Here is a 22,795-nt window from a genome sequence, read left to right as displayed (position 1 = left end):
AAAAGGTATTTGAGATTACTATGTATGACTTAGGTTTGTTAGTCGCAAGCTGCGCACTACTAGGCTGTATTGTTGGGTTTTTAGCTGGATTACTAGGCATTGGCGGCGGTTTAATTATCGTTCCAGTACTAAGCACTCTGCTACTCTCATTTAATGTAACGTCGGCTGATCATGTATTAGTAATTGCTATTGCAACCTCACTCGCTTCTATTTTATTTACTTCAACGTCTTCAGCGCTGGCTCATCATAAAAATGATAACGTGCCTTGGGCAATTGCACCATGGGTTATGTCGGGTGTGGCTTTAGGCGCACTTGTTAGTGGCTTTGCAGCAAGTTTAATCCCTGAACAAATATTACGTACAGTGTTTGCTATAAGCGTTGTATTTATTGCAGCCAGAATGGTGCTCTCCGCGCGTAATAAATCGATGTCAGAAAAACCGTTGCCGGCAGGTCCTATTTTAGGGGGCGTTTCTGCAATAATGGGCGGGTTATCAGGGTTAATAGGAATTGGCGGTGGAGCTTTAATAGTACCGATGCTTAATTATTTTTCGGTTGATATAAAAAAAGCAATTGGCTGTGCGGCAGCGTGCGGAATTGTTATTGCATTATTTGGTTCTATTGGTTACATCAGCGCAGGCTGGCATGTTACCGATTTAGAGCATGGTTTTGCCGGGTTTGTTTACTTACCTGCATTATTTGGGATTGTTATTACCTCGTGGTTTGTTGCGCCCATTGGCGCTAAAGCAACTCACTATTTACCTGTTAATACAATTAAGAAAGTTTTCGCGGTGCTGCTTGTAGTTATCGCAATTAAAATGGTTTTTAGCTAAAGGTTTATTTTTTATGGCACTTGAGTTTCCTCAAATTGATCCAATTATTTTTTCTGTTGGACCACTAAGCGTACGTTGGTATGGCTTAATGTACTTAATAGGTTTTGCATTTGCGATGTGGTTTGCTAATCGTCAAGCGTCAAAGCCAAATTCGGGTTGGACTAAAGACCAAGTAAGCGATTTACTGTTTTACGGCATGTTAGGGGTAATACTAGGTGGGCGTATTGGCTACGTATTGTTTTACCAGTTTAGTTATTTTATAGAAAACCCACTGTATTTATTTAGAATAGATCAGGGCGGTATGTCGTTCCATGGTGGAACACTTGGTGTTATAACCGCCGTCGCAATTTTTTCGTGGACGCGTAAAAAGTCACTGCTTCAAGTAGGCGACTTTGTTGCACCACTTGTTCCTGTAGGGCTTTTAGCAGGGCGTATTGGTAACTTTATAAACGGTGAGTTATGGGGCCGAGTTACTGACGTGCCATGGGCAATGGTATTTCCAACGGGCGGTCCGCTTGCGCGTCACCCATCGCAATTATATGAAGCATTTTTTGAAGGCTTAGTACTGTTTTTAATCCTGCAATGGTTTATTAAAAAACCACGTCCAGCAGGCAGCGTAGCTGGTGTATTTTTATTAGGTTACGGCGTGTTTAGATTCTGTATTGAATATTTCCGCCAACCCGATGCACAACTAGGTTTATTTGCCGACTTTATTTCAATGGGACAAATATTGTCACTTCCTATGATAGTGGGTGGTTTAGGTTTATTAATTTGGGCATATAAGCAACCACAACACGTTAAAACAGCTAAGGCATAATAAGAAAAACATGAAACAATATTTAAAATTATGTCAGCGTATTGTTGACGAAGGTCAGTGGGTCGAAAACAAACGTACAGGTACGCGTTGTTTAACCGTTATTAATGCCGATTTAGAATACGATGTGGCTAATAATAAGTTTCCAATGATCACGACGCGCAAAAGTTACTACAAAGCAGCGATTGCTGAGTTACTAGGATATTTACGCGGTTACGACAGCGCTGAGCAGTTTCGTGAGATTGGCTGTAAAACATGGGATGCCAACGCTAACGATAACAACGCATGGCTCAATAACCCTAACCGTAAAGGTGAGGATGACATGGGGCGTGTTTATGGCGTACAAGGCCGTGGTTGGCAACGTCCAGATGGCTCAACGCTTGATCAGCTTTCCAAAGTTATTAATAACTTAAAAAATGGCATTGATGACCGTGGTGAAATAATCACGTTTTATAATCCAGGTGAGTTTGAGCTTGGTTGTTTGCGCCCGTGTATGCATACGCACACTTTCTCCTTACTTGGCGATACGCTATACTTAACGTCATACCAGCGAAGCTGTGATGTACCGCTCGGCCTTAATTTCAATCAAATTCAGTGTTTTGTGTTGCTTGCGTTAGTGGCTCAAATTACCGGCCACAAAGCGGGTAAGGCGTATCATAAAATTGCTAATGCACATATTTACGAAAACCAACTTGAACTGATGCGAGACGTGCAGTTAAGGCGTGAGCCATTTGAATCACCTCAGTTAAAAATTAATCCAAAAATTAAATCATTAGAAGACATAGAAACGTGGGTAACACGAGACGACTTTGAAGTAACAGGCTATCAATGCCATGAAGTGATTCAATATCCATTTTCAGTATAATAAAAGATTAAGGAAAACATAAAATGAAAGCAGTGATCCCAGTAGCGGGCCTTGGTACTCGTATGTTACCAGCCACTAAAGCAATTCCTAAAGAAATGCTTCCAGTGGTAGACCGTCCTTTAATTCAATATGTAGTAAACGAAGCCGTTGCTGCAGGAATTAAAGAAATAGTGTTAGTAACGCACTCAAGTAAAAATTCAATCGAAAATCACTTCGATACAAGTTTTGAACTAGAAGCTACTTTAGAAAAGCGTGTTAAGCGGCAACTACTTGCCGAAGTGCAAGCAATCTGCCCTAAAGACGTAACCATTATTCACGTACGCCAAGGTGAAGCAAAAGGCTTAGGCCATGCTATTAGTTGTGCAGCGCCTATTATTGGTAACGAACCGTTTGTAGTTATTTTGCCAGATGTAATTATTGATGATGTAGAGAGCGATCTTAAAAAAGATAACTTAGCAGAAATGATCGCTAATTTTGAGAAAACTAAGCACAGCCAAATTATGGTAGAACCAGTACCAATGGCACAAGTGAACCAGTTTGGTGTGGTTGATTTAGGTGATGTTGACTTAAAGCAAGGTGAAAGCTCGCCAATTCTTAATATGGTAGAAAAGCCGCCAGTAGATGAAGCTCCATCAAACTTAGCTGTAGTGGGTCGATACGTATTAAGCGAAAATATCTGGCCGTTACTTGCAAAAACTCCGCAAGGTGCAGGCGACGAAATTCAATTAACTGACGCAATTGCGATGTTAATGGAACACGAAAAAGTAGATGCATACGCTATAAAAGGCCGTAGCCACGATTGTGGAAGTAAAATTGGTTACTTAAAAGCAACGATTGAGTTTGCACTTCGTCGCGATGAATTTGCCGATGAATTAAAATCATTTATTAAAAAACTGATTTAACAGTTAACGTAAAACATGAAAGGCGCCTATATCGGCGCCTTTTTTATGAGTTTTATTAGGATCAAAATAAGAAAAGGAATAGCTCTAAAATAAAAGTTTTTAAGTCATTACAGACATATTGTTATTTATGTTGTAAAGTTTGTGTTAATTGGCATTGAATTTGTATTAAATAATGCTCTCAAGGAAGGGGTGGAGTATGCAGCGTTGTGTTTTACGAAATACTGACAAGCATGCGAAGAGCTAAGTTTTATAGCTCACAGCTTAAATAAAGTTAAACGCTTTCTTGTGAGAATGTTTAACTGAAATGTAGTGTAAAAACACTGCTTTCAGGACAACTAATACATGTTTATATATAAAAAAAATAACATTGGGCTTTTACTTAGCTTGCTAATGCTTTTATTTGGTACAGCATGCAGCGTCTCGCCTGAAATAAAAACCATTGATGAACAGCCTCAAAGCAACTCGCCTGACTACGTATCAATTACAGCCCTTGAACTTGCACAGCTAAAAGATGCCGCAATGCAGTGGCAACAAGCTCGTGAAGGTATAGAGCGAATTTTAAGATTAGAAAAAGAAATAACTTACCTCGTAAATCATATCGATATTATAAACAGCAAAGCTATTGCGCAGTCTAATCAAGGGTATAGCAGCAAGTCTGTACGCTCACCACGAAACACACGCAATGTTAAGTCACGCCAACAAGTTAAACAAAATTACAGTAATAAAAAACAAACTGTAAAATTAAATAAACCTAAACATGTATTTGCTTTACAGGTAGCTTCGGTTGACTCAGAGCAAGGTGTGGCTAAAGCATGGCAAGAGCTAAATACTAAAGCAGCACCGTTGTTTAGAGACAAAATATTGACTAACGTAGAAACCGCCAAAATAAACGACAAAATGTTTTACAGGCTAAAACTTGGCTCTTACCAAAACTTTAAAAATGCAAAAGCAGACTGTGACGTATTCAAGTTGTACAAACTCGATTGCATAGTAAGTAACTATACCGATAAGCCAGTAAGGCTGTAGTTAAAATAGAAACTTGCTTAAAATCTGTTTATCCATAAAATACACCCTTCATAATTAAATACGCTTAGGGAGTATATGACCCCATAAAACAACGTCATTTCAGGGAAGGAAAATGCTTTTAAAACGGAGCTTAGAATGCATGATGCTAATGGGTGTACTTGTTTTATCTGCATGTAACTCATCTCAACAAGTTAATATGGCTCAAGCAATACAGCAACCGATTCTTATTGAAAAGTCTGATTTGGAGCCGCTCAAAAGCTTTGCGGCACAATGGGAAAGCTCTCAACCAAAAGTAGAGCAGCTACTCAAGTTAGAAAATAAATTAACGCAGCTTGCTACTAATCTAAAACAACTAAATGATTCTGATGTTCTAAATACTCGTGTAAATGATGTAGTTAATAACCAAAGTATATTAAAAACTGACTCGGCATTGTTTGCTTTGCAAATTGCCGCTTTTAAAAATAAAGATGCATTGAAAAAGAAGCTCAGCGAATTCCAAGAAAAAACACCACAAAATATCATCTTATCTACTGAGATAAATGTAGAAACCGTAAGTGTTAATAACACAACTTTTTATCGATTGAAGTTAGGTGCTTATAGAAATTCAGCGGATGCGAAAAATGATTGTTTAGCTCTTATAAAGCAACAAGTAGCATGTTTTGTTAGCTCTTATGTTCAACAACCTTACAGAAGTACGATATAGGCATACAAATTGCTTCATCCTCAGTATGTTTTGAAGAGGATGGCAATTATGCGCCTTTTACTGCCTTTATTATTTTTAAATTTAGCTGCTTGTAACTTGGTGCCGCCGCCAGAACCAAGCGTGCCTACAGATGCACCTAAAGCAGCCATGGCTCCTTTTACGGTTAATGACTATGTAGTTAATTTAACGTCGCAACTTAACCACCTAAACGGAGCATTAAATGCTAATGCACGTGTTGGCGTTAGTAGCTTCTTTTATGCAGATGCACTAGATACAAAATTAGTGACAGGGCAGGCCTCAGGCTTAAGTCAGCAGATCCAAGAAAGTCTGCTTACACAATTTACTCAACTGGGTTATCACACCGTTGAGTACAGACTTGGGAATAACCTCTCTTTATCAGAAAACTCAGATAGTATTTTAAGTCGCGATTTAAGTAAATTACGTAATCGCCAAAATATTGACTTAGTTATCACAGGAACAGTGACTCGTCAGCAGCATGCATACATAGTTAATGCACGGCTTGTGAATATAGAAAATAAACAGGTGCTCTCTGCGGGAAGTACCGAGATCCCAATTAATGTAATGTGGGGCAATGAGAAAATTCAGCAGCGTGACGGACTTTTATACCGAAGCGAATACTAATTTGGAGCACAAAATGAAAAACCTATTAATTACATTATGCTTACCACTGGGCTTTGGTTGCTCTCAAATACTAGGCACAATGAATACAGACACCACAACACCACAAAGTGAGCAAAGCAACCAACTGGTGAGTAACCAACGCGACGTTGCAGCGCCTGTTTCTGACGATAACTTATTTCAGTCAGGAATGGCTCCACAAGATAACTACACAAAAGCAACACCGCCAATGCGCAAAAATATTAACCATTATGTGCGCGGCATAATGCAAGACATGGTTGAAAACTTACAGTATGTAAGTGAACAAACACCGTTAGCTGTTTCGAGTTTTATTTTTTTAGATGAAGACTACAACGATGGTAGCTTACTAGGAAACCAAATTGCAGAAAGCTTCATGCATGAATTACACAGCTTTGGTGTACCCGTTATTGATTTTAAAACAACTGATTATATGCGTGTTACCTCAACAGGCGACTTTGTATTTAGTCGCGACTATTTAGAGCTAAATCAAGATCAAAACTTTAAATATGTACTAGCCGGTACGCTTGTAAACCATCAAGGTGGTGTACTTGTTAATGCACGTATTGTTGGGCTAGAAAGTAAGGCCGTAGTAGGTTCTGCACAAGGGTTTATTCCACAGTCGGTTGTTGATGCGCTTAATAGTAGCTATCGCACTGATGGCATAATGTTAAAACAAGCAAGCAAGTGAGATAATTATGTATAGTAAATTATTTAACCGCTTTATCATTTTTTTTGCTTTAGTTAACTTAGCAGGTTGTGCCTTTACTCAAAATAGTGAAAGTGCTGAAATGAATGCATCTTCAACCACACAAGTAAATTATGACTTAGCAAGCATGCTTAAAACAGCCCAACAACAATCAACTCAAGATAATGTTAACGGCAATCAATTTACACCACTTAAGCACCATAAAACACTTGCTAACTATGTAGAGCAAATGGCGCTTGATTTGGTTGATACGCTTGAGTTTGAAAGTGATACCGACGCCAATATTAATATTGCTGTTACTACCTTGGTCGATCTTGATTCATCGCTTACTAAAAGTAATCAATTGGGTAATCAAATTTCTGAAACGTTAATTCATCAGTTACAAAAGTTTGGTTATGGCGTGGTTGATTTTAAAACAACCCAAACAATAGATGTAAATAGTCGTGGTGATTTTGCTTTTTCGCGTGATATTGAAAAGCTTAGCGAAGATCAAATGGCGAGTCATGTATTAGCGGGTACATTAATTTATCGCAGTGATGCTGTTGTTGTAAATACACGTGTAATTAACGCGCATACAAAAAAAATCGTCGCGAGTAGTCGAAAACTAATCCCAATTTATGTACTAAATAAAGAAGATATATACTTATCAAGCAATTAAGTTCAGTTGTTGCTTGATATAAAAAACCAGATGCCGTTATAATTCACATCTCTAAGCACACAGCTTATTTGTGGCCTCTTAGTTAAATGGATATAACGGCCCCCTCCTAAGGGGCAGTTGCAAGTTCGATTCTTGCAGGGGCTACCAAAAACACTATTCACGGTAATTCACCGCAATTCAAAAAAACCACTATGTACTATTTTTAAAGGCCTGTAGGCTTTCATGTTGTTTCATGGGGTATCGCCACAGCTCATTTTTTTAGTTACACTGGATGTTACACCGAACCAATTTTGAGTTCTTGATGTAACATAAATGTGTAACCAGATGAAAATTAAAGAAAGAAAAGAAATTTTAGGTTTTTCTTATTTTCTAAGAGCTGGTTGCCCGTTCGACAGTGGAGCGTTAAATGCCTAAATTAGTTACCCCATTAAATGACACGCAAATCAAAAAAGCTAAACCAAAAGATAAAGAATATCTTATGGCAGATGGCAAGGGCCTTGCTCTTCGAGTTAAGCCCAATGGATCAAAAATGTGGTTATTCACTTACTCTAAACCCTACACTAAAAAAAGAGCTCAAATTAGTTTTGGTATGTACCCAGATGTGACCTTATCTGATGCTCGCACAAGCAGAGCTGAGGGCAGAGCTTTATTAGCAAAGGACATTGATCCTAAAGAGCATAAAGAGGCATTTGCTAACGATAAAGCTGCTGAAGCTAAAAATACATTTGAAGCAGTTGTTAGAGAGTGGATAGCCTTAAAAGAGCCAAAAGTAAGCGCGCGATATGCTTTTAATTTGCGTCGCGGCTTTGAGCTTCATCTTTTCCCGTATTTAGGTAAGGTACCAGTAAGCAAGTTATCGGCACAGCTTACTATTGAAACCCTAAAGCCATTAGCGGCTGCTAACAAGTTAGATATTCTAGGCCGCATATGTCGTCGGATTAATGAGGTCATGGAGTTTGCTATCAACACTGGCCGAGTGCAATCTAATAACCTAAGCGGTATTAGTAAAGCGTTTGATACAGCTACTCATAAAAGTATGGCATGTGTTAAACCAGAGGAACTGCCAAAGCTCATTAGTATTGTAAATAATGCCAGTATCAAGTTAATGACCCGATGTTTATTTGAGTGGCAGCTACATACAATGGTTCGTCCTGGTGAAGCTGTCGGTACTGCGTGGCATGAAATAGACTTTGAAAATAAACAGTGGAATATACCTGCTAAGCGTATGAAAAAACGCAAAGCTCATTCAGTGCCACTAACACCCCAGGCTATAGTTTTACTTGAATATTTAAAACCAATAAGTGGCCATCGAGAATTTGTTTTTCCAGCAGATAAAGACCCTCGAAAGCACCTTAGCCGAGAAACACTAGGCGCGGCTCTAAGGCGTATGGGTTTAAAGGGCAAACAAACAGCTCACGGTTTAAGAGCATTAGCAAGTACAACATTAAATGAACTTGGCTTTGACGCAGATGTAATTGAAGCGGCACTGGCCCATGTAGATAAAAACAAAGTACGAGCTGCTTATAACCGAACCGACTACCTAAAACGCAGGCGAAAAATGATGTGCTGGTGGTCTGAACATATTGAAGAAGCGAGCAGGGGAAATTATTCTGTTACTGGTAATCAGCATTAAAAAGTAATTTAAGGAGATGGTTTTGAAACGAATAAAGTCAAGGAAAGATATACCTTGGTTCGATATCAACAATTATGATTACATTAGAAATATAGATGATATTGCTCTATTAGAAGAAGTAATTATGCGAACTTGCATATACGAACATGCGGGTGAAGAGCGAATCGATAAATCTGGTAATTCATTTATATGGAGTGAGATATTGAATGGCCAACCAGATACTGAGCAATCATTTAACAACGAACCTTTGGACCCCAAAGTATCTCAGCGCTCAGAGTTAAAACAGCAACAACTCAAAGTACTTAGCTCAAATGAAGCTGTTAACCCTGTTCCTTGTGCTATGTTGGATCACTACCACTCAAGACTTAAAGAAAAAGAAAATCAGCAAAAGTTATCAGCTAAGGATAATGAGCAAGAAATAATTAAATTTAGTTATTCAGATTTTATGGGTGACACTTCTATTATTTGTAATATTGGTTTAGATAATTATACCGATGATGAAATATTAATGGCGCTCAAACACCACCTGCCTTTGTGGAGGAAAGATTTAAATATTTCTGAACCTAAGAAACGCTTTATTAAGCCTGCTGAAATTGAAAAAATAAGAGATTACAGAATAATACCATTTTTAGATCTGATGATTTGGGAGAGGGATATGGATGTTACTATCACAAAGAGTGTTATGGCCACTTGTGTGTTTCCTGATGGTGAGATTGGTGAAGTAGACTTAGCAAACAGAAATGGCAAGGTTAATAACCTATTAGATATAATTTTGAGTGAAGACTTTTCAGTGCAAAAATCTACAAGAAATTTTGATTATTAATTTTATAGGGTATTTTAATAATTCCATTTTTTAGTTAAAAAAAATATTTTTATTTCACTCTCGTTCATTTTTTCTGAATCTCTAACATTCGCCTTGAACTAAAACGAAACAAGGCGAATCCCCATGAACAACAAAATATTACGTTTCCAAGAAGTAACAGAACTCACCGGTCTGAGTCGTTCTACTATTTGGCGCAAAGAGCGATTAGGTGTATTTCCAAAAAGAAAACAGCTAGGTTTAAACTCAGTTGGTTGGCTTGAAAGTGATATTCAACGCTGGGTCGAGAAACTACCATGTAGCAACATCTACAAAGGGGCAGCATAATGTGTGCTGTAAGCGGTAGTAACGCCGAAAGCCCTGCTCCTAAAAAGCCGCAGTCTAAAACAGAGCGAGCTAACTTATATATTCTTGCTCATCCTGAAGGTGCGACTGAATTAGATATTTTACGTAATGCCGGTTTATCCAGTGGCAGAAATTACTTTACAGATCTTGAACGTGAGTATGATTTTACATTTACACGCGAAAAAATACCAAACTCAGATGGTATCGGTGGTCATTTAAAATATAGTTTTAGCTCATTAGATATTGCTGAAACCATCATAAAAGTCATAAATAAAAGCCGTATTAAACGCAAATTAGCTGAGTTCACACCAGAGCAAACAGCTGAACTTTTAAAGCCAATAATGCACCTCCTGGGAAGCTAGGAGGTTATATGGTTAAGCTTAATGACTTAATTAACCGTGGTGATGTAATTAGTATCATAAACGGCAAATTAAATATTACCCCCAACAGTGGAAAGCCGGTTCCTAGTGACTGGCTCCACATCTATCAAAACACTTTACTAAGCCAGTTAAGCTGTGTGATCGCACAGCCTATATACCAATTTAGACAGTTTAAAGTTGGACGATATTTGAGTAAATACGATGGGCTAACAATGAGCTTTACTGATTTGAGTTCCCACGAAGATTACTACACAATTTTTAACGTATCATTGGATCGTAAAAAAAAGTCAGGGCGCTTAAATGGAAAACTTTTTAATCCACCAGCACAAGGAGCGTTACTCAAATTCTGGAGTTGCTCAAACTTACCAAAACCAAGAAGGCCAAGTGAACTTTATAAAAAAATAAATATTATGAAAAACTACCTTTGGCAAGCAGAGATAAGAAAAGGGAATAAACTCGACTCTAAAACACTTTGCTTAGCAAATATAACATATCAGCAAATTATAGAAGCGGTTAATCGTGGCGTTTTAGCGATAGGCGAAGGGCAAAACGGTGGCACTCTTGCGGCACTTAGCCGTGGCAATATAGCGGGGCATGTTTATGGGGCATTAAACAGTGGCAGCGAAAATGCTAATAGCCACATATACCAAGGCACAGAAAATGGTGAGACTACGAGTATGAGTAACTACGGATATTGTGAATCACGGACATTAAATAATACGGAGTTTCATAGCCACGGTATAAGTAAACAAGGTAGTGCGGTAAAAGGTAAAGCTATACCCCCTTCTATAGAGCAAGAAGAGGAAGTATATTTAAAACGAAAACCACAAGAGCAAACTGTAGCCGAGTGGCTAGATGATTACGATAATGCTTAGCAGTTGTTGTAAACTTTAATATTGCAAAAATATCACTCGTTTACCTGTTCTAAAAACGCTTTTTATAAACGGAACAACGCGGAACAAATAGCGGAACAATTATATTTATAAGTACATGATAGAATAATGATTTTTTATTTTATCGGAACATAAAAAGCGGTAAATAAACGATTTGTCCTCTTCTCTATTTTATATAGAAGTTACAATTTTATTTTTTAATATCTCATAATTTAGTTTACCTTTTATTTTTGCTTATTAACCGTATTTTATATAGCATCACTAAATAGCATGAAACGCGTTGAATCAACGAGTTGTGCGCACTCATAGCGTAGTATTTAGGGATGGTTTAAGTTATGGATAAAAGAAAGCTCAGCGAAACCGATATAATCAGTAAGTTTATTCTACCAGCAGTTAAAACCGCAGGATGGGACGACATAACTCAAATACGCCAAGAGGTTAAACTACGTGACGGTAAAGTAATCGTACGTGGGCAACTTGGTGTACGTAAAACGGTTAAATCGGCTGATATAGTGCTTTACCATAAACCTAGTATGCCGCTTGCTGTCATTGAAGCTAAAGCCAATAAGCACGAGGTAGGTAAAGGGCTACAACAAGGCTTAGATTACGCCAGGCTACTCGATGTGCCGTTTATATTCGCCTCTAATGGTGATGGCTTTATTTTCCACGATAAAACCAAGCTAGGCACGCCTGATGCGCATAACCTTGAAACCGAAATACGCTTAGAAGACTTCCCATCACCTCAAGAACTCTGGGCTAAGTATTGTGCCTATAAAGGCTATACCGAATCGCAACTCCCTATAATTAACCAAGCCTACTATGACGATGGTAGCGGTAAACACCCGCGTTACTATCAGCTCCAAGCGATTAATAAAACAGTAGAAGCTATATCGTCAGGTAAAGACCGCGTACTCCTTGTTATGGCAACAGGAACCGGTAAAACTTATACCGCGTTTCAAATCATTTGGCGCTTATGGAAGTCACGCGCTAAAAAACGCATATTATTTTTAGCCGACCGAAACATATTGGTCGATCAAACTCGTATAAATGACTTTCAGCCGTTTGGTACTTCAATGACCAAAATTACCGGCAGAACAATCGATCCTGCTTACGAAATACACCTAGCACTATACCAAGCGCTAACGGGGCCAGAAGAATCTCAAAAAGCGTTTAAGCAAGTAGACCCTGACTTTTTCGACCTCATTATTATTGACGAGTGCCACCGTGGTAGCGCAAGTGAAGATAGCGCTTGGCGCGAAATACTCACTTACTTTAAAGGTGCTGCCCAAGTTGGCTTAACCGCAACACCAAAAGAAACAGAGGAAGTATCAAACTCTGACTATTTTGGCGACCCCGCTTATACCTATTCCCTAAAAGAAGGTATTGAAGATGGCTTTTTAGCGCCATACAAAGTGGTACGTGTTGATCTTGATGTTGACCTACAAGGCTGGCGACCAACAAAAGGGCAGGTTGATAATAACGGTGAAGTAATACAAGACCGCATATACAACCAAAAAGACTTTGACCGCACAATGGTAATTGACGAGCGAACACAGCTGGTGGCAGAAACCATTACCAACTATTTAAAACGTACAGACCCTATGGCTAAAACCATAGTGTTTTGTAACGACATAGATCACGCAGAACGTATGCGCCGTGCCATTGCCAACTTAAACCCAGAGCAAATGGCAAAAAACGATAAATACGTGATGAAGATCACCGGCGACGACGAACTAGGTAAGGGCCAGCTCGACAACTTTATAAACCCTAAACGTCCATACCCAGTTATTGCTACCACCTCAGAGCTTATGACCACAGGGGTAGACGCTAAAACCTGTAAGCTAGTAGTGCTTGATCAAAACATACAATCAATGACCAAGTTTAAACAAATTATTGGACGTGGTACCCGTATTGACGATCGCTACGGCAAGCTTTGGTTTACCATACTCGACTTTAAAAAAGCCACCGAGTTATTTGCCGATGAACGCTTTGATGGCACGCCAGAAAAAATAATAAAAGTAACGCCCACTGATATTGAAGACGAAGACGTTGATCTTGAATCACAAGATGATACAACCAGCGCAGAAACACCAGACAACGTATTTGGCGACCAAACCACTGACGATACAACCGATGCCAATAACGACACAATTAACGACCCTAAAGGCGATGGCTCGCTTGATGGTGAGTGGGACGACGAAACTAACAAAATGGTTAAGTACCGAGTATCGGGTGTTACCGTTAATAAAGTGGCAGAGCGAGTCCAGTATTACGATACCGACGGTAAACTTGTTACCGAGTCATTTATAGATTACACCCGTAAAACCATGAACAAGCAGTTCAGTTCACTTGACGACTTTGTAAAGCGTTGGAACGAGTCAGATCGCAAACAAGCAATCATCGACGAGCTTTCCGAAGAAGGGATTATTTGGTCAGCGCTTGAGGAAGAAGTAGGCAAAGACATGGACCCATTTGATATGATCTGCCATGTAGTTTACGACCAACCTCCACTAACCCGTAAAGAGCGCGCAGATAACGTACAAAAGCGTAACTATTTCACTAAATATTCGGGTACCGCACACACTGTACTTGAGAACCTTCTGTTAAAATACGCAGATGTAGGCGTGCAAGAAATTGAATCTATACAAGCGTTAAAAGTTGCGCCATTTACAGATATAGGTAACACCAAAGAAATCATCAAGAATGGCTTTGGTGGCAAAGCACAATACGAGCAAGCGCTTAAAGAGCTCGAAGCCGAAATTTACCAAATGCCAACGCCTAAAACAGCCTAAATTTACCTTTGCTGTCGTTGTGTATTAACTACAGAAAATCATTAAACCAATCAAAATAAACAGCTTTCATATTTGCTTTTAGCCGCTGTTTATAAAAATAATCAAACAAGAGAATACTATGTCTATCAGTTCAGCTATTAAGTCTATTCAAGATATTATGCGTAAAGACGCCGGTGTCGATGGCGACGCACAACGCCTTGGTCAAATGTCGTGGTTACTATTTTTAAAAGTATTCGACGCGCAAGAAGAAGAATTAGAGCTTGAATTAGACGACTACCGCGAGCCAATCCCAGAGCAGTTTTTATGGCGCAATTGGGCAGCAGATAATGAAGGCATAACGGGCGATGAGCTTTTAGAGTTTGTAAATGACAAGCTATTCCCTGAGCTTAAAAACTTAACAGCACCCATAGATAAAAACCCACGCGGCTATGTAGTAACCCAAGCATTTAGCGATGCCTTTAATTACATGAAAAACGGCACGCTACTACGCCAGGTGATCAACAAACTAAACGAAATAGACTTTACTGACTCAAAAGAGCGTCACCTATTTGGCGACCTGTACGAGCAAATACTAAAAGACCTACAAAGCGCAGGCAACGCGGGCGAATTCTACACCCCCCGCGCCATTACTAAATTTATAGTGGCGGTAACCGACCCAAAACTAGGCGAGTCAATCATGGACCCCGCCTGTGGTACTGGTGGCTTTTTAGCGTGTGCGTTCGACCATGTAAAAGCAAACTATGTTAAATCGGGCGATGACCACCAAATACTTCAAAAGCAAATACACGGCGTAGAAAAAAAACAACTTCCGCACTTACTGTGTACTACCAACATGATGCTTCACGGCATTGAGGTACCGGTACAAGTTAAACACGGTAATACCCTAAATAAGCCACTTTCAAGCTGGGATGACCAAGTAGATGTAATCATCACCAACCCTCCGTTTGGCGGCACCGAAGAAGACGGCATAGAAAAAAACTTCCCAAGCGACATGCAAACTCGCGAAACTGCCGACTTGTTCTTACAACTCATTATAGAAGTGCTCAACACTAAAGGGCGCGCGGCGGTTGTATTGCCAGATGGCACCCTATTTGGTGAAGGCGTTAAAACCAAAATTAAAAAGCTGTTAGTTGAGGAATGTAACTTACACACCATAGTACGCTTACCTAATGGCGTATTTGCCCCGTACACAAGTATTAAAACTAACATATTGTTTTTTACTAAAGGCACGCCAACCAAAGACGTGTGGTTTTACGAGCACCCATACCCAGCAGGGGTTAAAAATTATAACAAAACCAAACCAATGAAGTTTGAAGAGTTTAAAACTGAACTCGAATGGTGGGGCAATGAGGCAGACGGCTTTGCTAGCCGTACAGAGACCGAGCAAGCGTGGAAAGTATCAATCGACGATATTATTGCTCGTAACTACAACCTCGATATTAAAAACCCGCATGTAGGCGAGGTAATCAGTCACGACCCAGAAGAGTTATTAGCCGACTACTCAAAGCAACAAGCTGACATACAAGCACTGCGTGACCAGCTTAAAGGCATATTGTCAGCGGCCCTATCAAAAGATACTGAGGGCAAGTAATGACTGAGACTAAAGCACCAAACACAAGCGCTGAGCAGTTAATTACCGAACACCTAGATATTTGGACGACTGCTATTGAGCAAAAGTCGTCAGCAGGGCGTGGATCATCTAAAAAGTTTTCACTTCATGGCATTAAAAAACTCCGTGAACTTATTTTAGAGCTCGCAGTGCGTGGCAAATTAGTGCCACAAGATCCAAACGACGAACCAGCTTCAGTATTGCTTGAGCGAATAGCCGATGAAAAAGCACAATTGGTTAAAGATAAAAAAATCAAAAAGCCTAAAGCACTGCCAGAGATTAGTGAAGATGAAAAGCCGTTTGAATTGCCAAAAGGGTGGGAGTTTAAAAGGCTAGGCCAGCTGACGTTGCTTGAGAATGGTGATAGAAGTAAAAATTATCCAAATAAATCACTATTAGTCGAATCAGGTATTCCATTTGTAAATGCTGGCCATTTAATTTCGGGCAGGATCGCTAAAGGAGAAATGACTTTTATTACAGATGAACGTTTTCAGTTATTAAGGGCTGGTAAATTTATCAACGACGATATTCTTTTTTGTTTAAGAGGTTCTTTAGGTAAATCAGCATTAGTCGAAGGCTTTGAGTCCGGCGCCATAGCTTCGTCTTTAGTTATTGTTCGCACTGAAAAAGCATTACTACCAAAATACCTATTAATGTATTTTGACTCACCACTGTCGGCACGAACAATAAAAAAGTATGATAATGGTACGGCACAGCCAAATTTATCTGCGGCTGATTTAGCTAAGTTCTTGGTGCCAACTCCTTCTTTAACTGAGCAGCAACGTATTGTTGCTAAAGTCGATGAGTTAATGGGCTTGTGTGATGCGCTTGAGGCTCAAACTGAAAACAGTATTACGGCACATCAAACATTAGTTGAAGTGCTGTTAGAGGCTTTGCTGAAAGTACCAGAGCAAACCGCAACACCCGAACAAGCCACAACACAGCTCCAACAAAACTGGCAACGTTTAAGCGAACACTTCGACACGCTATTCACCACCACCGCCAGCATCGACACGCTAAAACAGACTATTTTACAACTAGCCGTAATGGGCAAACTCGTCCCACAAAACCCTGTTGATGAACCCGCCGCCAAACTCCTAGAGCGCATAGCAGCAGAAAAAGCCCAACTGATTAAAGACAAAAAAATCAAAAAGCAAAAACCACTGCCAGAAATCACCGACGAAGAAAAACCGTTTGAATTACCCGAAGGGTGGGAGATTATTCGACTTGGTGAGGCTTTCGATGTTTCTTCCAGTAAAAGAATACATGTTAAAGATTATGTTGCACGTGGAGTTCCTTTCTTTAGATCAAAAGAAGTGGGTGAGTTGGGTAAAGGTAATGAAATTTCAACAGAGCTATTTATTTCAGAAGAGCAATATAATGAGCTTAAGGGAATGCTAGGTTTTCCATACCCGCAAGATTTAATGCTTGCGTCTATTGGTGGAAGCATAGGAAATAATTGGATAGCTGATGACCGACCTTTTTACTATAAAGACGGAAATATCACAAAAATTAGTCATCATAGACTTTCTAATACTTACTATCTTAAAATATTTATTGATTCCCCTTTTTTTTGGAGTCAAGTAACTGGGGGGGTGTCTGGAAGTGCTTATAACGCATTGACCATAATTAAAATACAATGCTTAAGCTTTCCATTACCACCTTTAGAAGAGCAAAACCGCATTGTAGCTAAAGTAGATGAATTAATAACGGTATGCGAACAACTAAAATCCCGTTTAATCGACGCACAGACCACTAAACTCCACCTAACCGACGCTATAGTCGAACAGGCGCTTTAAGTAGGAGATATTATGAATACAGATTTAACATCTTCAGTTGTTGCTCGTCAAAATATACTGAATAACCAATATGCTTTAGATAAATTAGAAGCACACTTACAGTTAGGTGGTTTGATTTTACAGGGAGAGATTATTTTTACTAAAGCGCAAGTTGCAAATATTTTAGATATTGATGAGCGCACGGTTGATCGGTACTTAACAAGAGAAAGTGGTGAATTAAAGTCAAATGGCTACCGAATACTAAAAGGTAAGTTATTGAAAGAACTTAAATTAAACTATGTCGACGACATCAGTGTCGTCGACATCATAGATCCAAAGTCACCTAGTCTAGGTGTGTTTAACTTTAGATCATTACTTAACCTTTCAATGTTAATAACTGAAAGTGAAAAAGCGAAAGCTATTCGCAGTCGGTTACTTGATATTGTGCTAGACGTCGTAGCTGAAAAGTCAGGGGGGCATACTCGTTTTATTAATCAAAGGGATGCCGATTATTTGCCTACCGCTTATATGGAAGAAAGTTATCGTAAGCAATTTACTGACGCGCTTCGCGATTACTTAGATATGGGAAATTATAAATACGGTGTTTATACCGATAAAATCTACCAAGCTATATTTAGGGAAAATTCAGCTGAGTATAAAAAAATACTAAATTTAGCTGATGTAGATAAAACACGGGAAACGATGTATGTGGAAGTATTAAAAGTAATTGCTAGTTTTGAAAGTGGCTTGGCAATGGAATTAAAAAATAAATCTGAGAGCCTAGGTCGAAAGTTGATGCCAGAGGAACTAGATCAGCTTATTTTATTGGCACAAGAGTCACCTTTTTTAAAGCCAAGTATTGAAGACGCGAGGGTACGTATGGCAAGCCGTGACTTAGGCTTTAGAGCTGCTTTACATCATAAACTTGAAGAATATATTCAAGCGGTCCCGCAAGGAGACTTCGACCGATTCTTGGGTGAAAAAAGCCGTTCGCTAGAAGAGCAGCTATCCGATACCCGCACGTTAGACGTACTAAAACGGTTAAAGGATAGATAATGCCTTTAACTACACTTTATTTTGATGCTGCGCATGCAATACATGTACATGATTGGATTATTGATAAATCAGGTGGATTATCGGGAACTAAAAATATTGGGCAATTAGAAAGTGTTCTTGAGCATATTCAAAATGACCTGTATTACCCAAGCTTTGAAGAGAAGCTCAACCATTTAGTTTTTGCTATCAATAAGTTTCATGCGTTTAATGATGGAAACAAGCGCTCGAGTATTGTACTAGGCGCTTACTTTTTAGAGCTCAACGGATTTGATTATTGTGTTTCTGATTTTGTAATCCGGATGGAAAATATAACGGTATGGGTAGCTGAAGGCAAAATATCTAAAGAGCTGCTACAAAAACTAATTTCATCTATTGTTATGGAAGATGAATATTCTGAAGATTTGAAGTTAGAATTAATCACAGCATTAGGTTAGTTTTAGGCTTAAAAAGCTTGTAAATCGGATAGCGACTTAATTAATAGAAACTATTTTAATGGGTTTCCATTAATGGTATTTAAAAAAGGTGAGAGTGAGTTTATGTTACACTCTATGTTACATTCTCTGCTTTTTGTTTTTATTATATTACTATTAATCAATTGATTAAGTCTTTGAATTGGTGGTTGCAGGGGCTACCAATTAAATCAATAAGTTAGACCTCTTACTCCTTTTTTAATTTCTGTATAGCGCATTTATAGCAGCGTAAATTGAAATTTAAAAAAGTTCATAGATGCCTTTTTATTAAAGTGGCTCAACTATATTCAAGACTATCTTTGCCATAACAGATAGTTACAACATTAATCGTTTGTTAGGTACATATTTCCACACGCCAAGGTGGATTAGGCCGGTTTTCACCTGCCCAATAAAGTTTAATTTTATTATCAGACGGATAATGTAAAACAGCTTCTTGCAATAAATAACTCTCACCTGTTGGCTCTTGGTCGAAATTAATACCTCTAGACTTTAATTGATTAACCCTGAATTACCGATTATAGATCGAAACCGAAATACGGATAAGTGCCATAATGCGACATACGTAACTTGTTTGCACATGACTTAAATCAATTTAAATAATTTAAGTTACTAAATTATATTTAGTGAAGAACCATAGTGTAATTTATCAAAAAAATGTCTCCGTAGCCCGCAGTACAAATTTTCTGAGTAAATATAATCATCATTACATATTTGCTTACAAAACCATATTAGTGGAAAACCTTCGACGTGATAGGGTGTAAGAATCGCAATACTGACTTTTTGCGCACTAGTAACTATCACAGATAAATCACAAGGATGCTTTAAAATGTATAAAACCAAAGACTCTCGTTCATTGCTAGTCATTATGGTTATTGCCTACGTAGTAGCCTACTTAGCATACCAGCACTTCAACAGCGGCGTTCCTTCGCATCATTTACTGAATGACTCTAGCTTACCTGCAATATCCAACTGGTGGGGAGTAATAATTTTACCCGTATTGAGCTGGGTACTAGGGACGCTTATAAATAAACAGTACGGTAAGCTCTACCCAAAACACGTTTGGTTTCAACTTGCTGGAGCCGGTCTTTATGCACTCGTTAACGGCGCACTGTTTTATGCTGGTTATGTAGAATTTGTTTCGATGCTAGCGCTACCCTCAATTCTGGTAGCAGCTGTTTTTTTTAGGATCTATAAACCCGCTTATTTTCTGGGGTATGCTGTTGCGGCAAGTATGGGCTTTGGCCCAATCATTCCAATTATTGGAGGGGGAGTTTTTGCAGTTATTGGCTACATTGTTTTTAATTTTATTCGACCTCTGCCTAATTATTTAATAATACTACTTAATAAAAATAAGTAATTTGTTGCGCTATTACGAAGCTTTATGGAAATACAATAAAATATCTCATCTCTATTGGGTCAAGTTCTTTGAATGCGCTCCTTAATCTAGAGAAGAGCATGCTCTAGCTTTTGGTTACATCCGTTTACCCTTTCGGAATAATGCCTGGTGCAAGTGCTTTAGCAGTAAACCCTCACCTGTACTATTTGGGTATGAGTTACCACTGCAATGGTTTTGTAGACATTAGTATTTGCCTGCTTAATTTTTAATTTGTTTATATTCTTGGTAGGTAATATAAAACAACTCTTTTAGCGTGCTTTGTGCTGCCTGGTTTAGCGGGTCTGATTGATTACTAGCTATGTTTAATAACAGTTCTTTGAGCTGATTTGAGCGAGGTACAATGCCAGTGTGAAGCCCACTTAAAATCTCATGGCGTGTTTCAATATCATAGTTAGAATCTATAAATTGGCTTGCCATATGCTCGCGTTCTTCGCTGTTGCTAAATTTTAATGCGTTATTAATAAGTTGGCTGCGGTTAGTAGTATTGCTAGTAGCTAATAGGTTATTTATTCGCGTTAATATTTGCTCTTTTTCGTAGTTATCCATATGAAAAGGTTTTAATAAAGTTAATGCATCTAAAACAATGTGCTCAGAGTCTTCAGCGTAAATTGCGATATCAGCAAGGGCAGTTTGAATACGTGGATTTTCAATATTATTATTTAGGTTTGCGGCAAGTAATAAGAACTGTTCTTGTGATTTAATATCATCATTTTGACTAAGCTCAAGCGCAACACTCGTTAAGGCAAGGCTACCTTGGTGTTCAGGTAGTTCTTGTAAAATAGATACAATATGATGAAATTCTTTTGATTCAAAACTGAGTGTCCTCATATGATCAATTAAGTTAGCTTGTTCATCGGCAGAGGTGACGAGTAAGTTTTTAAAGGAATCAAGTGCTTCTGCTATTTCACCTTGGTCAGCATAATTCCCCATTTCAGATAATATAATCACTTTGTTTAACATTGATATGGCATCGTAGGTGTCACTGCTTTGAAAGTGAGCCTCAACAGGGTTAACAAAACTTTCGTTGGTATGGTTTGGAATAACCTTTACTTTGCTTTCTGGCGGCTTGTTTAGGTTTTTATTAGCTAGGCGAGTATCTAATTTTTCGTGGTTAGTAAGTGTGAGTTGTTGAATGTTTTTTACTTCATACGATTCAACTTCTCCCGTAAATGAGTCAAATACACCTAATAAAGCAGTAGAATAACCACATAGAAACGCGAGGACCATCAACGTTAATGTAGTCGATTTACTTTGCCATTTTGTTGCTTTGTTTTTGCTTTTTGTCATGATTGTGCTTATTCATAATTTATTTATATTAGCGCTAAGTAAAGCTCGTCGTATATTTGACGAGCTATACATATAACTAACGCTTAATAAAACTTTAAGTTTTTAGTTGCTACTTTTGCGCTACCATCTGTGTTTATGTAAACACCTGTTTTGAGGTAGAGTTTTTTATCTTTCCAGTCAGCGTTATTTCTTAAATCGATAGAGCTTCCAGTTTTTACTTCTGATTTATTGCCATCACCGTCTTCATCGTAAATATCTTTACGTGGCAAGTTAATATATGAGTTGTTGACCTTTAATCTCAGCTTTCCGTTAAATAAACCAAGTCTATAAGTTTTAAATGTTTCGTCGTAATTACCTACGTAAATATGTGTGAAACAATCAGTTCCTGAGCAGTTCATGGTTCTGCGAAGTGAAAGGTAGATCCCTTCAGGTGAATTGTTGTATGCGTCTTTTTGTTCGCCTGCTGCAGCCCATTTAAGTGCGGCTAATGGCCCTTTTTGTCCGCTTTCATCTACGTGCACTTGCGCAAAAATGGCTTTTCCTAGGTTTGATGATTTAGATACAAACTTTGAATTAATTCGGATGTAGCGGCTTGATGATGTATTTTCGCTAATTTTAAACTCGCGTTCCTCACGAAGCTCTGATCTATTACTATCACCCGATTCATAAAAGTAAAGAACGGAGCCATCTGAAGTTGTATAAAAATGGTCGTTTTTCGAACTGCTGTTTTTTATTTGGCTTTGTGAGTAGCAAGTTGTTGAGCTTGGACCAACCTGTAACTTAGCTTTTCGTACTTCTGTACGTTGATTGCCAGAAACATATCCTGGTGCGTAAGAGCCGCTAGGGGCGTTACCACTGTAGTTACATGATGCCATTGCTTTGCCAGATGAAGCACCTAACAAAAGCACGGCGAGTACCGATATTGCAGATATAGTTGTTGTGTATTTGTGTTGCATTGTATTTTCCATAATTGGTAATAATTAATTTTTATTTTTGGCAAGGTTTCAAGTGAAAACCTTACTGTCCAATATGCTAGCTTTTCATTTACAAATTGGCAACAACAAGTTGTTCTTATCTTTGGTACTAAAAATTTTTTGTAAACACGAGTTCATTTATGGCAGGTAGGCAAGGTGCTTGGTCATATTGTACAAAAGTGAGTAAAGTAGGAAGTA

General features: G+C 38.6%; 22 protein-coding genes, 1 tRNA gene and 1 pseudogene. 21 read left to right on the top strand and 3 right to left on the bottom strand.

Annotation, left to right across the window (positions count from 1 at the left end; translation table 11 throughout):
- Positions 1–20 precede the first annotated feature (20 nt).
- From GQR39_RS00185 to GQR39_RS00090, 20 genes are all read left to right on the top strand, one after another.
- Positions 21–830: a sulfite exporter TauE/SafE family protein gene (locus tag GQR39_RS00185; protein ID WP_165734530.1), complete on the top strand. Its 810-nt coding sequence runs from the start codon at positions 21–23 to the stop codon at positions 828–830.
- Between the two features lie 13 nt (positions 831–843).
- Positions 844–1,647 (top strand): prolipoprotein diacylglyceryl transferase, encoded by an 804-nt coding sequence (lgt, locus tag GQR39_RS00180; protein WP_007583122.1) that lies wholly within the window; start codon positions 844–846, stop codon positions 1,645–1,647.
- A gap of 10 nt (positions 1,648–1,657) precedes the next feature.
- Positions 1,658–2,509, top strand: a complete 852-nt coding sequence (locus tag GQR39_RS00175) for a thymidylate synthase (RefSeq protein ID WP_165734529.1) — start codon at positions 1,658–1,660, stop codon at positions 2,507–2,509.
- Between the two features lie 23 nt (positions 2,510–2,532).
- Positions 2,533–3,411 (top strand): UTP--glucose-1-phosphate uridylyltransferase GalU, encoded by an 879-nt coding sequence (gene galU, locus GQR39_RS00170; protein WP_007583126.1) that lies wholly within the window; start codon positions 2,533–2,535, stop codon positions 3,409–3,411.
- A 342-nt stretch (positions 3,412–3,753) separates the two neighbouring features.
- Positions 3,754–4,437: an SPOR domain-containing protein gene (locus tag GQR39_RS00165; RefSeq protein ID WP_165734528.1), complete on the top strand. Its 684-nt coding sequence runs from the start codon at positions 3,754–3,756 to the stop codon at positions 4,435–4,437.
- A 139-nt stretch (positions 4,438–4,576) separates the two neighbouring features.
- Entirely contained in the window at positions 4,577–5,140 is a 564-nt protein-coding gene (locus GQR39_RS00160; protein WP_165734527.1) for an SPOR domain-containing protein, read from the top strand.
- Positions 5,141–5,188: 48 nt separating this feature from the next.
- Complete coding sequence (locus tag GQR39_RS00155; RefSeq protein ID WP_007583140.1) at positions 5,189–5,782, top strand: FlgO family outer membrane protein; 594 nt, start codon at positions 5,189–5,191, stop codon at positions 5,780–5,782.
- A 13-nt stretch (positions 5,783–5,795) separates the two neighbouring features.
- On the top strand, positions 5,796–6,488 hold the full coding sequence (locus GQR39_RS00150) for a FlgO family outer membrane protein (RefSeq protein ID WP_007583141.1): 693 nt from the start codon (positions 5,796–5,798) through the stop codon (positions 6,486–6,488).
- Between the two features lie 7 nt (positions 6,489–6,495).
- The gene (locus GQR39_RS00145) at positions 6,496–7,164 is read left to right on the top strand and encodes a FlgO family outer membrane protein (RefSeq protein WP_165734526.1); all 669 of its coding nucleotides are present in this window, start codon (positions 6,496–6,498) and stop codon (positions 7,162–7,164) included.
- Between the two features lie 72 nt (positions 7,165–7,236).
- A tRNA-Arg gene (locus GQR39_RS00140) sits at positions 7,237–7,311 on the top strand.
- Between the two features lie 259 nt (positions 7,312–7,570).
- Entirely contained in the window at positions 7,571–8,797 is a 1,227-nt protein-coding gene (locus GQR39_RS00135; protein ID WP_165734525.1) for an integrase domain-containing protein, read from the top strand.
- A 22-nt stretch (positions 8,798–8,819) separates the two neighbouring features.
- Complete coding sequence (locus GQR39_RS00130) at positions 8,820–9,620, top strand: DUF6387 family protein (protein ID WP_165734524.1); 801 nt, start codon at positions 8,820–8,822, stop codon at positions 9,618–9,620.
- Positions 9,621–9,743: 123 nt separating this feature from the next.
- Positions 9,744–9,944: an AlpA family transcriptional regulator gene (locus GQR39_RS00125; protein WP_039484739.1), complete on the top strand. Its 201-nt coding sequence runs from the start codon at positions 9,744–9,746 to the stop codon at positions 9,942–9,944.
- Complete coding sequence (locus GQR39_RS00120; protein WP_165734523.1) at positions 9,944–10,324, top strand: hypothetical protein; 381 nt, start codon at positions 9,944–9,946, stop codon at positions 10,322–10,324. Before GQR39_RS00125 ends, GQR39_RS00120 begins: the two co-directional genes overlap by 1 nt.
- Positions 10,325–10,332: 8 nt before the next feature.
- Positions 10,333–11,217: a hypothetical protein gene (locus GQR39_RS00115; RefSeq protein ID WP_165734522.1), complete on the top strand. Its 885-nt coding sequence runs from the start codon at positions 10,333–10,335 to the stop codon at positions 11,215–11,217.
- A 353-nt stretch (positions 11,218–11,570) separates the two neighbouring features.
- Positions 11,571–14,027 carry a DEAD/DEAH box helicase family protein gene (locus tag GQR39_RS00110; RefSeq protein WP_165734521.1) on the top strand — a complete coding sequence of 819 codons (2,457 nt, stop codon included), beginning with the start codon at positions 11,571–11,573 and terminating at the stop codon, positions 14,025–14,027.
- 118 nt (positions 14,028–14,145) lie between these two features.
- The gene (locus GQR39_RS00105; RefSeq protein ID WP_165734520.1) at positions 14,146–15,618 is read left to right on the top strand and encodes an N-6 DNA methylase; all 1,473 of its coding nucleotides are present in this window, start codon (positions 14,146–14,148) and stop codon (positions 15,616–15,618) included.
- Complete coding sequence (locus tag GQR39_RS00100; protein ID WP_165734519.1) at positions 15,618–17,435, top strand: restriction endonuclease subunit S; 1,818 nt, start codon at positions 15,618–15,620, stop codon at positions 17,433–17,435. The genes GQR39_RS00105 and GQR39_RS00100 overlap by 1 nt, the downstream gene beginning before the upstream one ends.
- 12 nt (positions 17,436–17,447) lie before the next feature.
- The gene (locus GQR39_RS00095) at positions 17,448–18,470 is read left to right on the top strand and encodes a DNA-binding protein (protein WP_165734518.1); all 1,023 of its coding nucleotides are present in this window, start codon (positions 17,448–17,450) and stop codon (positions 18,468–18,470) included.
- The gene (locus GQR39_RS00090) at positions 18,470–18,904 is read left to right on the top strand and encodes a type II toxin-antitoxin system death-on-curing family toxin (RefSeq protein WP_165734517.1); all 435 of its coding nucleotides are present in this window, start codon (positions 18,470–18,472) and stop codon (positions 18,902–18,904) included. The genes GQR39_RS00095 and GQR39_RS00090 overlap by 1 nt, the downstream gene beginning before the upstream one ends.
- Before the next feature lie 370 nt (positions 18,905–19,274).
- Here GQR39_RS00090 and GQR39_RS20180 read toward each other — a convergent pair.
- Positions 19,275–19,442 (bottom strand): annotated as a pseudogene (locus GQR39_RS20180) (VOC family protein); the annotation flags it as partial.
- 324 nt (positions 19,443–19,766) lie between these two features.
- Between GQR39_RS20180 and GQR39_RS00080 the strand changes: the two are divergent.
- Complete coding sequence (locus tag GQR39_RS00080) at positions 19,767–20,297, top strand: hypothetical protein (RefSeq protein ID WP_165734516.1); 531 nt, start codon at positions 19,767–19,769, stop codon at positions 20,295–20,297.
- Positions 20,298–20,534: 237 nt separating this feature from the next.
- On the opposite strand, the gene GQR39_RS00075 is transcribed toward GQR39_RS00080, so the two are convergent.
- Positions 20,535–21,623 carry a hypothetical protein gene (locus tag GQR39_RS00075; protein ID WP_165734515.1) on the bottom strand — a complete coding sequence of 363 codons (1,089 nt, stop codon included), beginning with the start codon at positions 21,621–21,623 and terminating at the stop codon, positions 20,535–20,537.
- Positions 21,624–21,706: 83 nt separating this feature from the next.
- Positions 21,707–22,579: a polysaccharide lyase family 7 protein gene (locus tag GQR39_RS00070; protein ID WP_165734514.1), complete on the bottom strand. Its 873-nt coding sequence runs from the start codon at positions 22,577–22,579 to the stop codon at positions 21,707–21,709.
- Positions 22,580–22,795: the final 216 nt, after the last annotated feature.

The sequence above is a fragment of the Pseudoalteromonas sp. C8 genome, assembly GCF_011378685.1.
Lineage (GTDB): Bacteria > Pseudomonadota > Gammaproteobacteria > Enterobacterales > Alteromonadaceae > Pseudoalteromonas > Pseudoalteromonas arctica.
This window is presented reverse-complemented; position numbering and strand designations above follow the sequence as displayed.

What these genes read in the sequence shown, in the direction of transcription:
- GQR39_RS00105 (WP_165734520.1), top strand. Translation starts at nt 14,146, where the DNA reads ATGTCTATCAGTTCAGCTATTAAGTCTATTCAAGATATTATGCGTAAA.
- GQR39_RS00070 (WP_165734514.1), bottom strand. Translation starts at nt 22,579, where the DNA reads ATGCAACACAAATACACAACAACTATATCTGCAATATCGGTACTCGCC.
- GQR39_RS00135 (WP_165734525.1), top strand. Translation starts at nt 7,571, where the DNA reads ATGCCTAAATTAGTTACCCCATTAAATGACACGCAAATCAAAAAAGCT.
- GQR39_RS00115 (WP_165734522.1), top strand. Translation starts at nt 10,333, where the DNA reads ATGGTTAAGCTTAATGACTTAATTAACCGTGGTGATGTAATTAGTATC.
- GQR39_RS00090 (WP_165734517.1), top strand. Translation starts at nt 18,470, where the DNA reads ATGCCTTTAACTACACTTTATTTTGATGCTGCGCATGCAATACATGTA.
- GQR39_RS00125 (WP_039484739.1), top strand. Translation starts at nt 9,744, where the DNA reads ATGAACAACAAAATATTACGTTTCCAAGAAGTAACAGAACTCACCGGT.
- GQR39_RS00075 (WP_165734515.1), bottom strand. Translation starts at nt 21,623, where the DNA reads ATGACAAAAAGCAAAAACAAAGCAACAAAATGGCAAAGTAAATCGACT.
- GQR39_RS00160 (WP_165734527.1), top strand. Translation starts at nt 4,577, where the DNA reads ATGATGCTAATGGGTGTACTTGTTTTATCTGCATGTAACTCATCTCAA.
- GQR39_RS00100 (WP_165734519.1), top strand. Translation starts at nt 15,618, where the DNA reads ATGACTGAGACTAAAGCACCAAACACAAGCGCTGAGCAGTTAATTACC.
- GQR39_RS00110 (WP_165734521.1), top strand. Translation starts at nt 11,571, where the DNA reads ATGGATAAAAGAAAGCTCAGCGAAACCGATATAATCAGTAAGTTTATT.
- GQR39_RS00175 (WP_165734529.1), top strand. Translation starts at nt 1,658, where the DNA reads ATGAAACAATATTTAAAATTATGTCAGCGTATTGTTGACGAAGGTCAG.
- GQR39_RS00080 (WP_165734516.1), top strand. Translation starts at nt 19,767, where the DNA reads ATGTATAAAACCAAAGACTCTCGTTCATTGCTAGTCATTATGGTTATT.
- galU (WP_007583126.1), top strand. Translation starts at nt 2,533, where the DNA reads ATGAAAGCAGTGATCCCAGTAGCGGGCCTTGGTACTCGTATGTTACCA.
- GQR39_RS00165 (WP_165734528.1), top strand. Translation starts at nt 3,754, where the DNA reads ATGTTTATATATAAAAAAAATAACATTGGGCTTTTACTTAGCTTGCTA.
- GQR39_RS00185 (WP_165734530.1), top strand. Translation starts at nt 21, where the DNA reads ATGTATGACTTAGGTTTGTTAGTCGCAAGCTGCGCACTACTAGGCTGT.
- GQR39_RS00120 (WP_165734523.1), top strand. Translation starts at nt 9,944, where the DNA reads ATGTGTGCTGTAAGCGGTAGTAACGCCGAAAGCCCTGCTCCTAAAAAG.
- GQR39_RS00095 (WP_165734518.1), top strand. Translation starts at nt 17,448, where the DNA reads ATGAATACAGATTTAACATCTTCAGTTGTTGCTCGTCAAAATATACTG.
- GQR39_RS00145 (WP_165734526.1), top strand. Translation starts at nt 6,496, where the DNA reads ATGTATAGTAAATTATTTAACCGCTTTATCATTTTTTTTGCTTTAGTT.
- GQR39_RS00150 (WP_007583141.1), top strand. Translation starts at nt 5,796, where the DNA reads ATGAAAAACCTATTAATTACATTATGCTTACCACTGGGCTTTGGTTGC.
- GQR39_RS00155 (WP_007583140.1), top strand. Translation starts at nt 5,189, where the DNA reads ATGCGCCTTTTACTGCCTTTATTATTTTTAAATTTAGCTGCTTGTAAC.
- lgt (WP_007583122.1), top strand. Translation starts at nt 844, where the DNA reads ATGGCACTTGAGTTTCCTCAAATTGATCCAATTATTTTTTCTGTTGGA.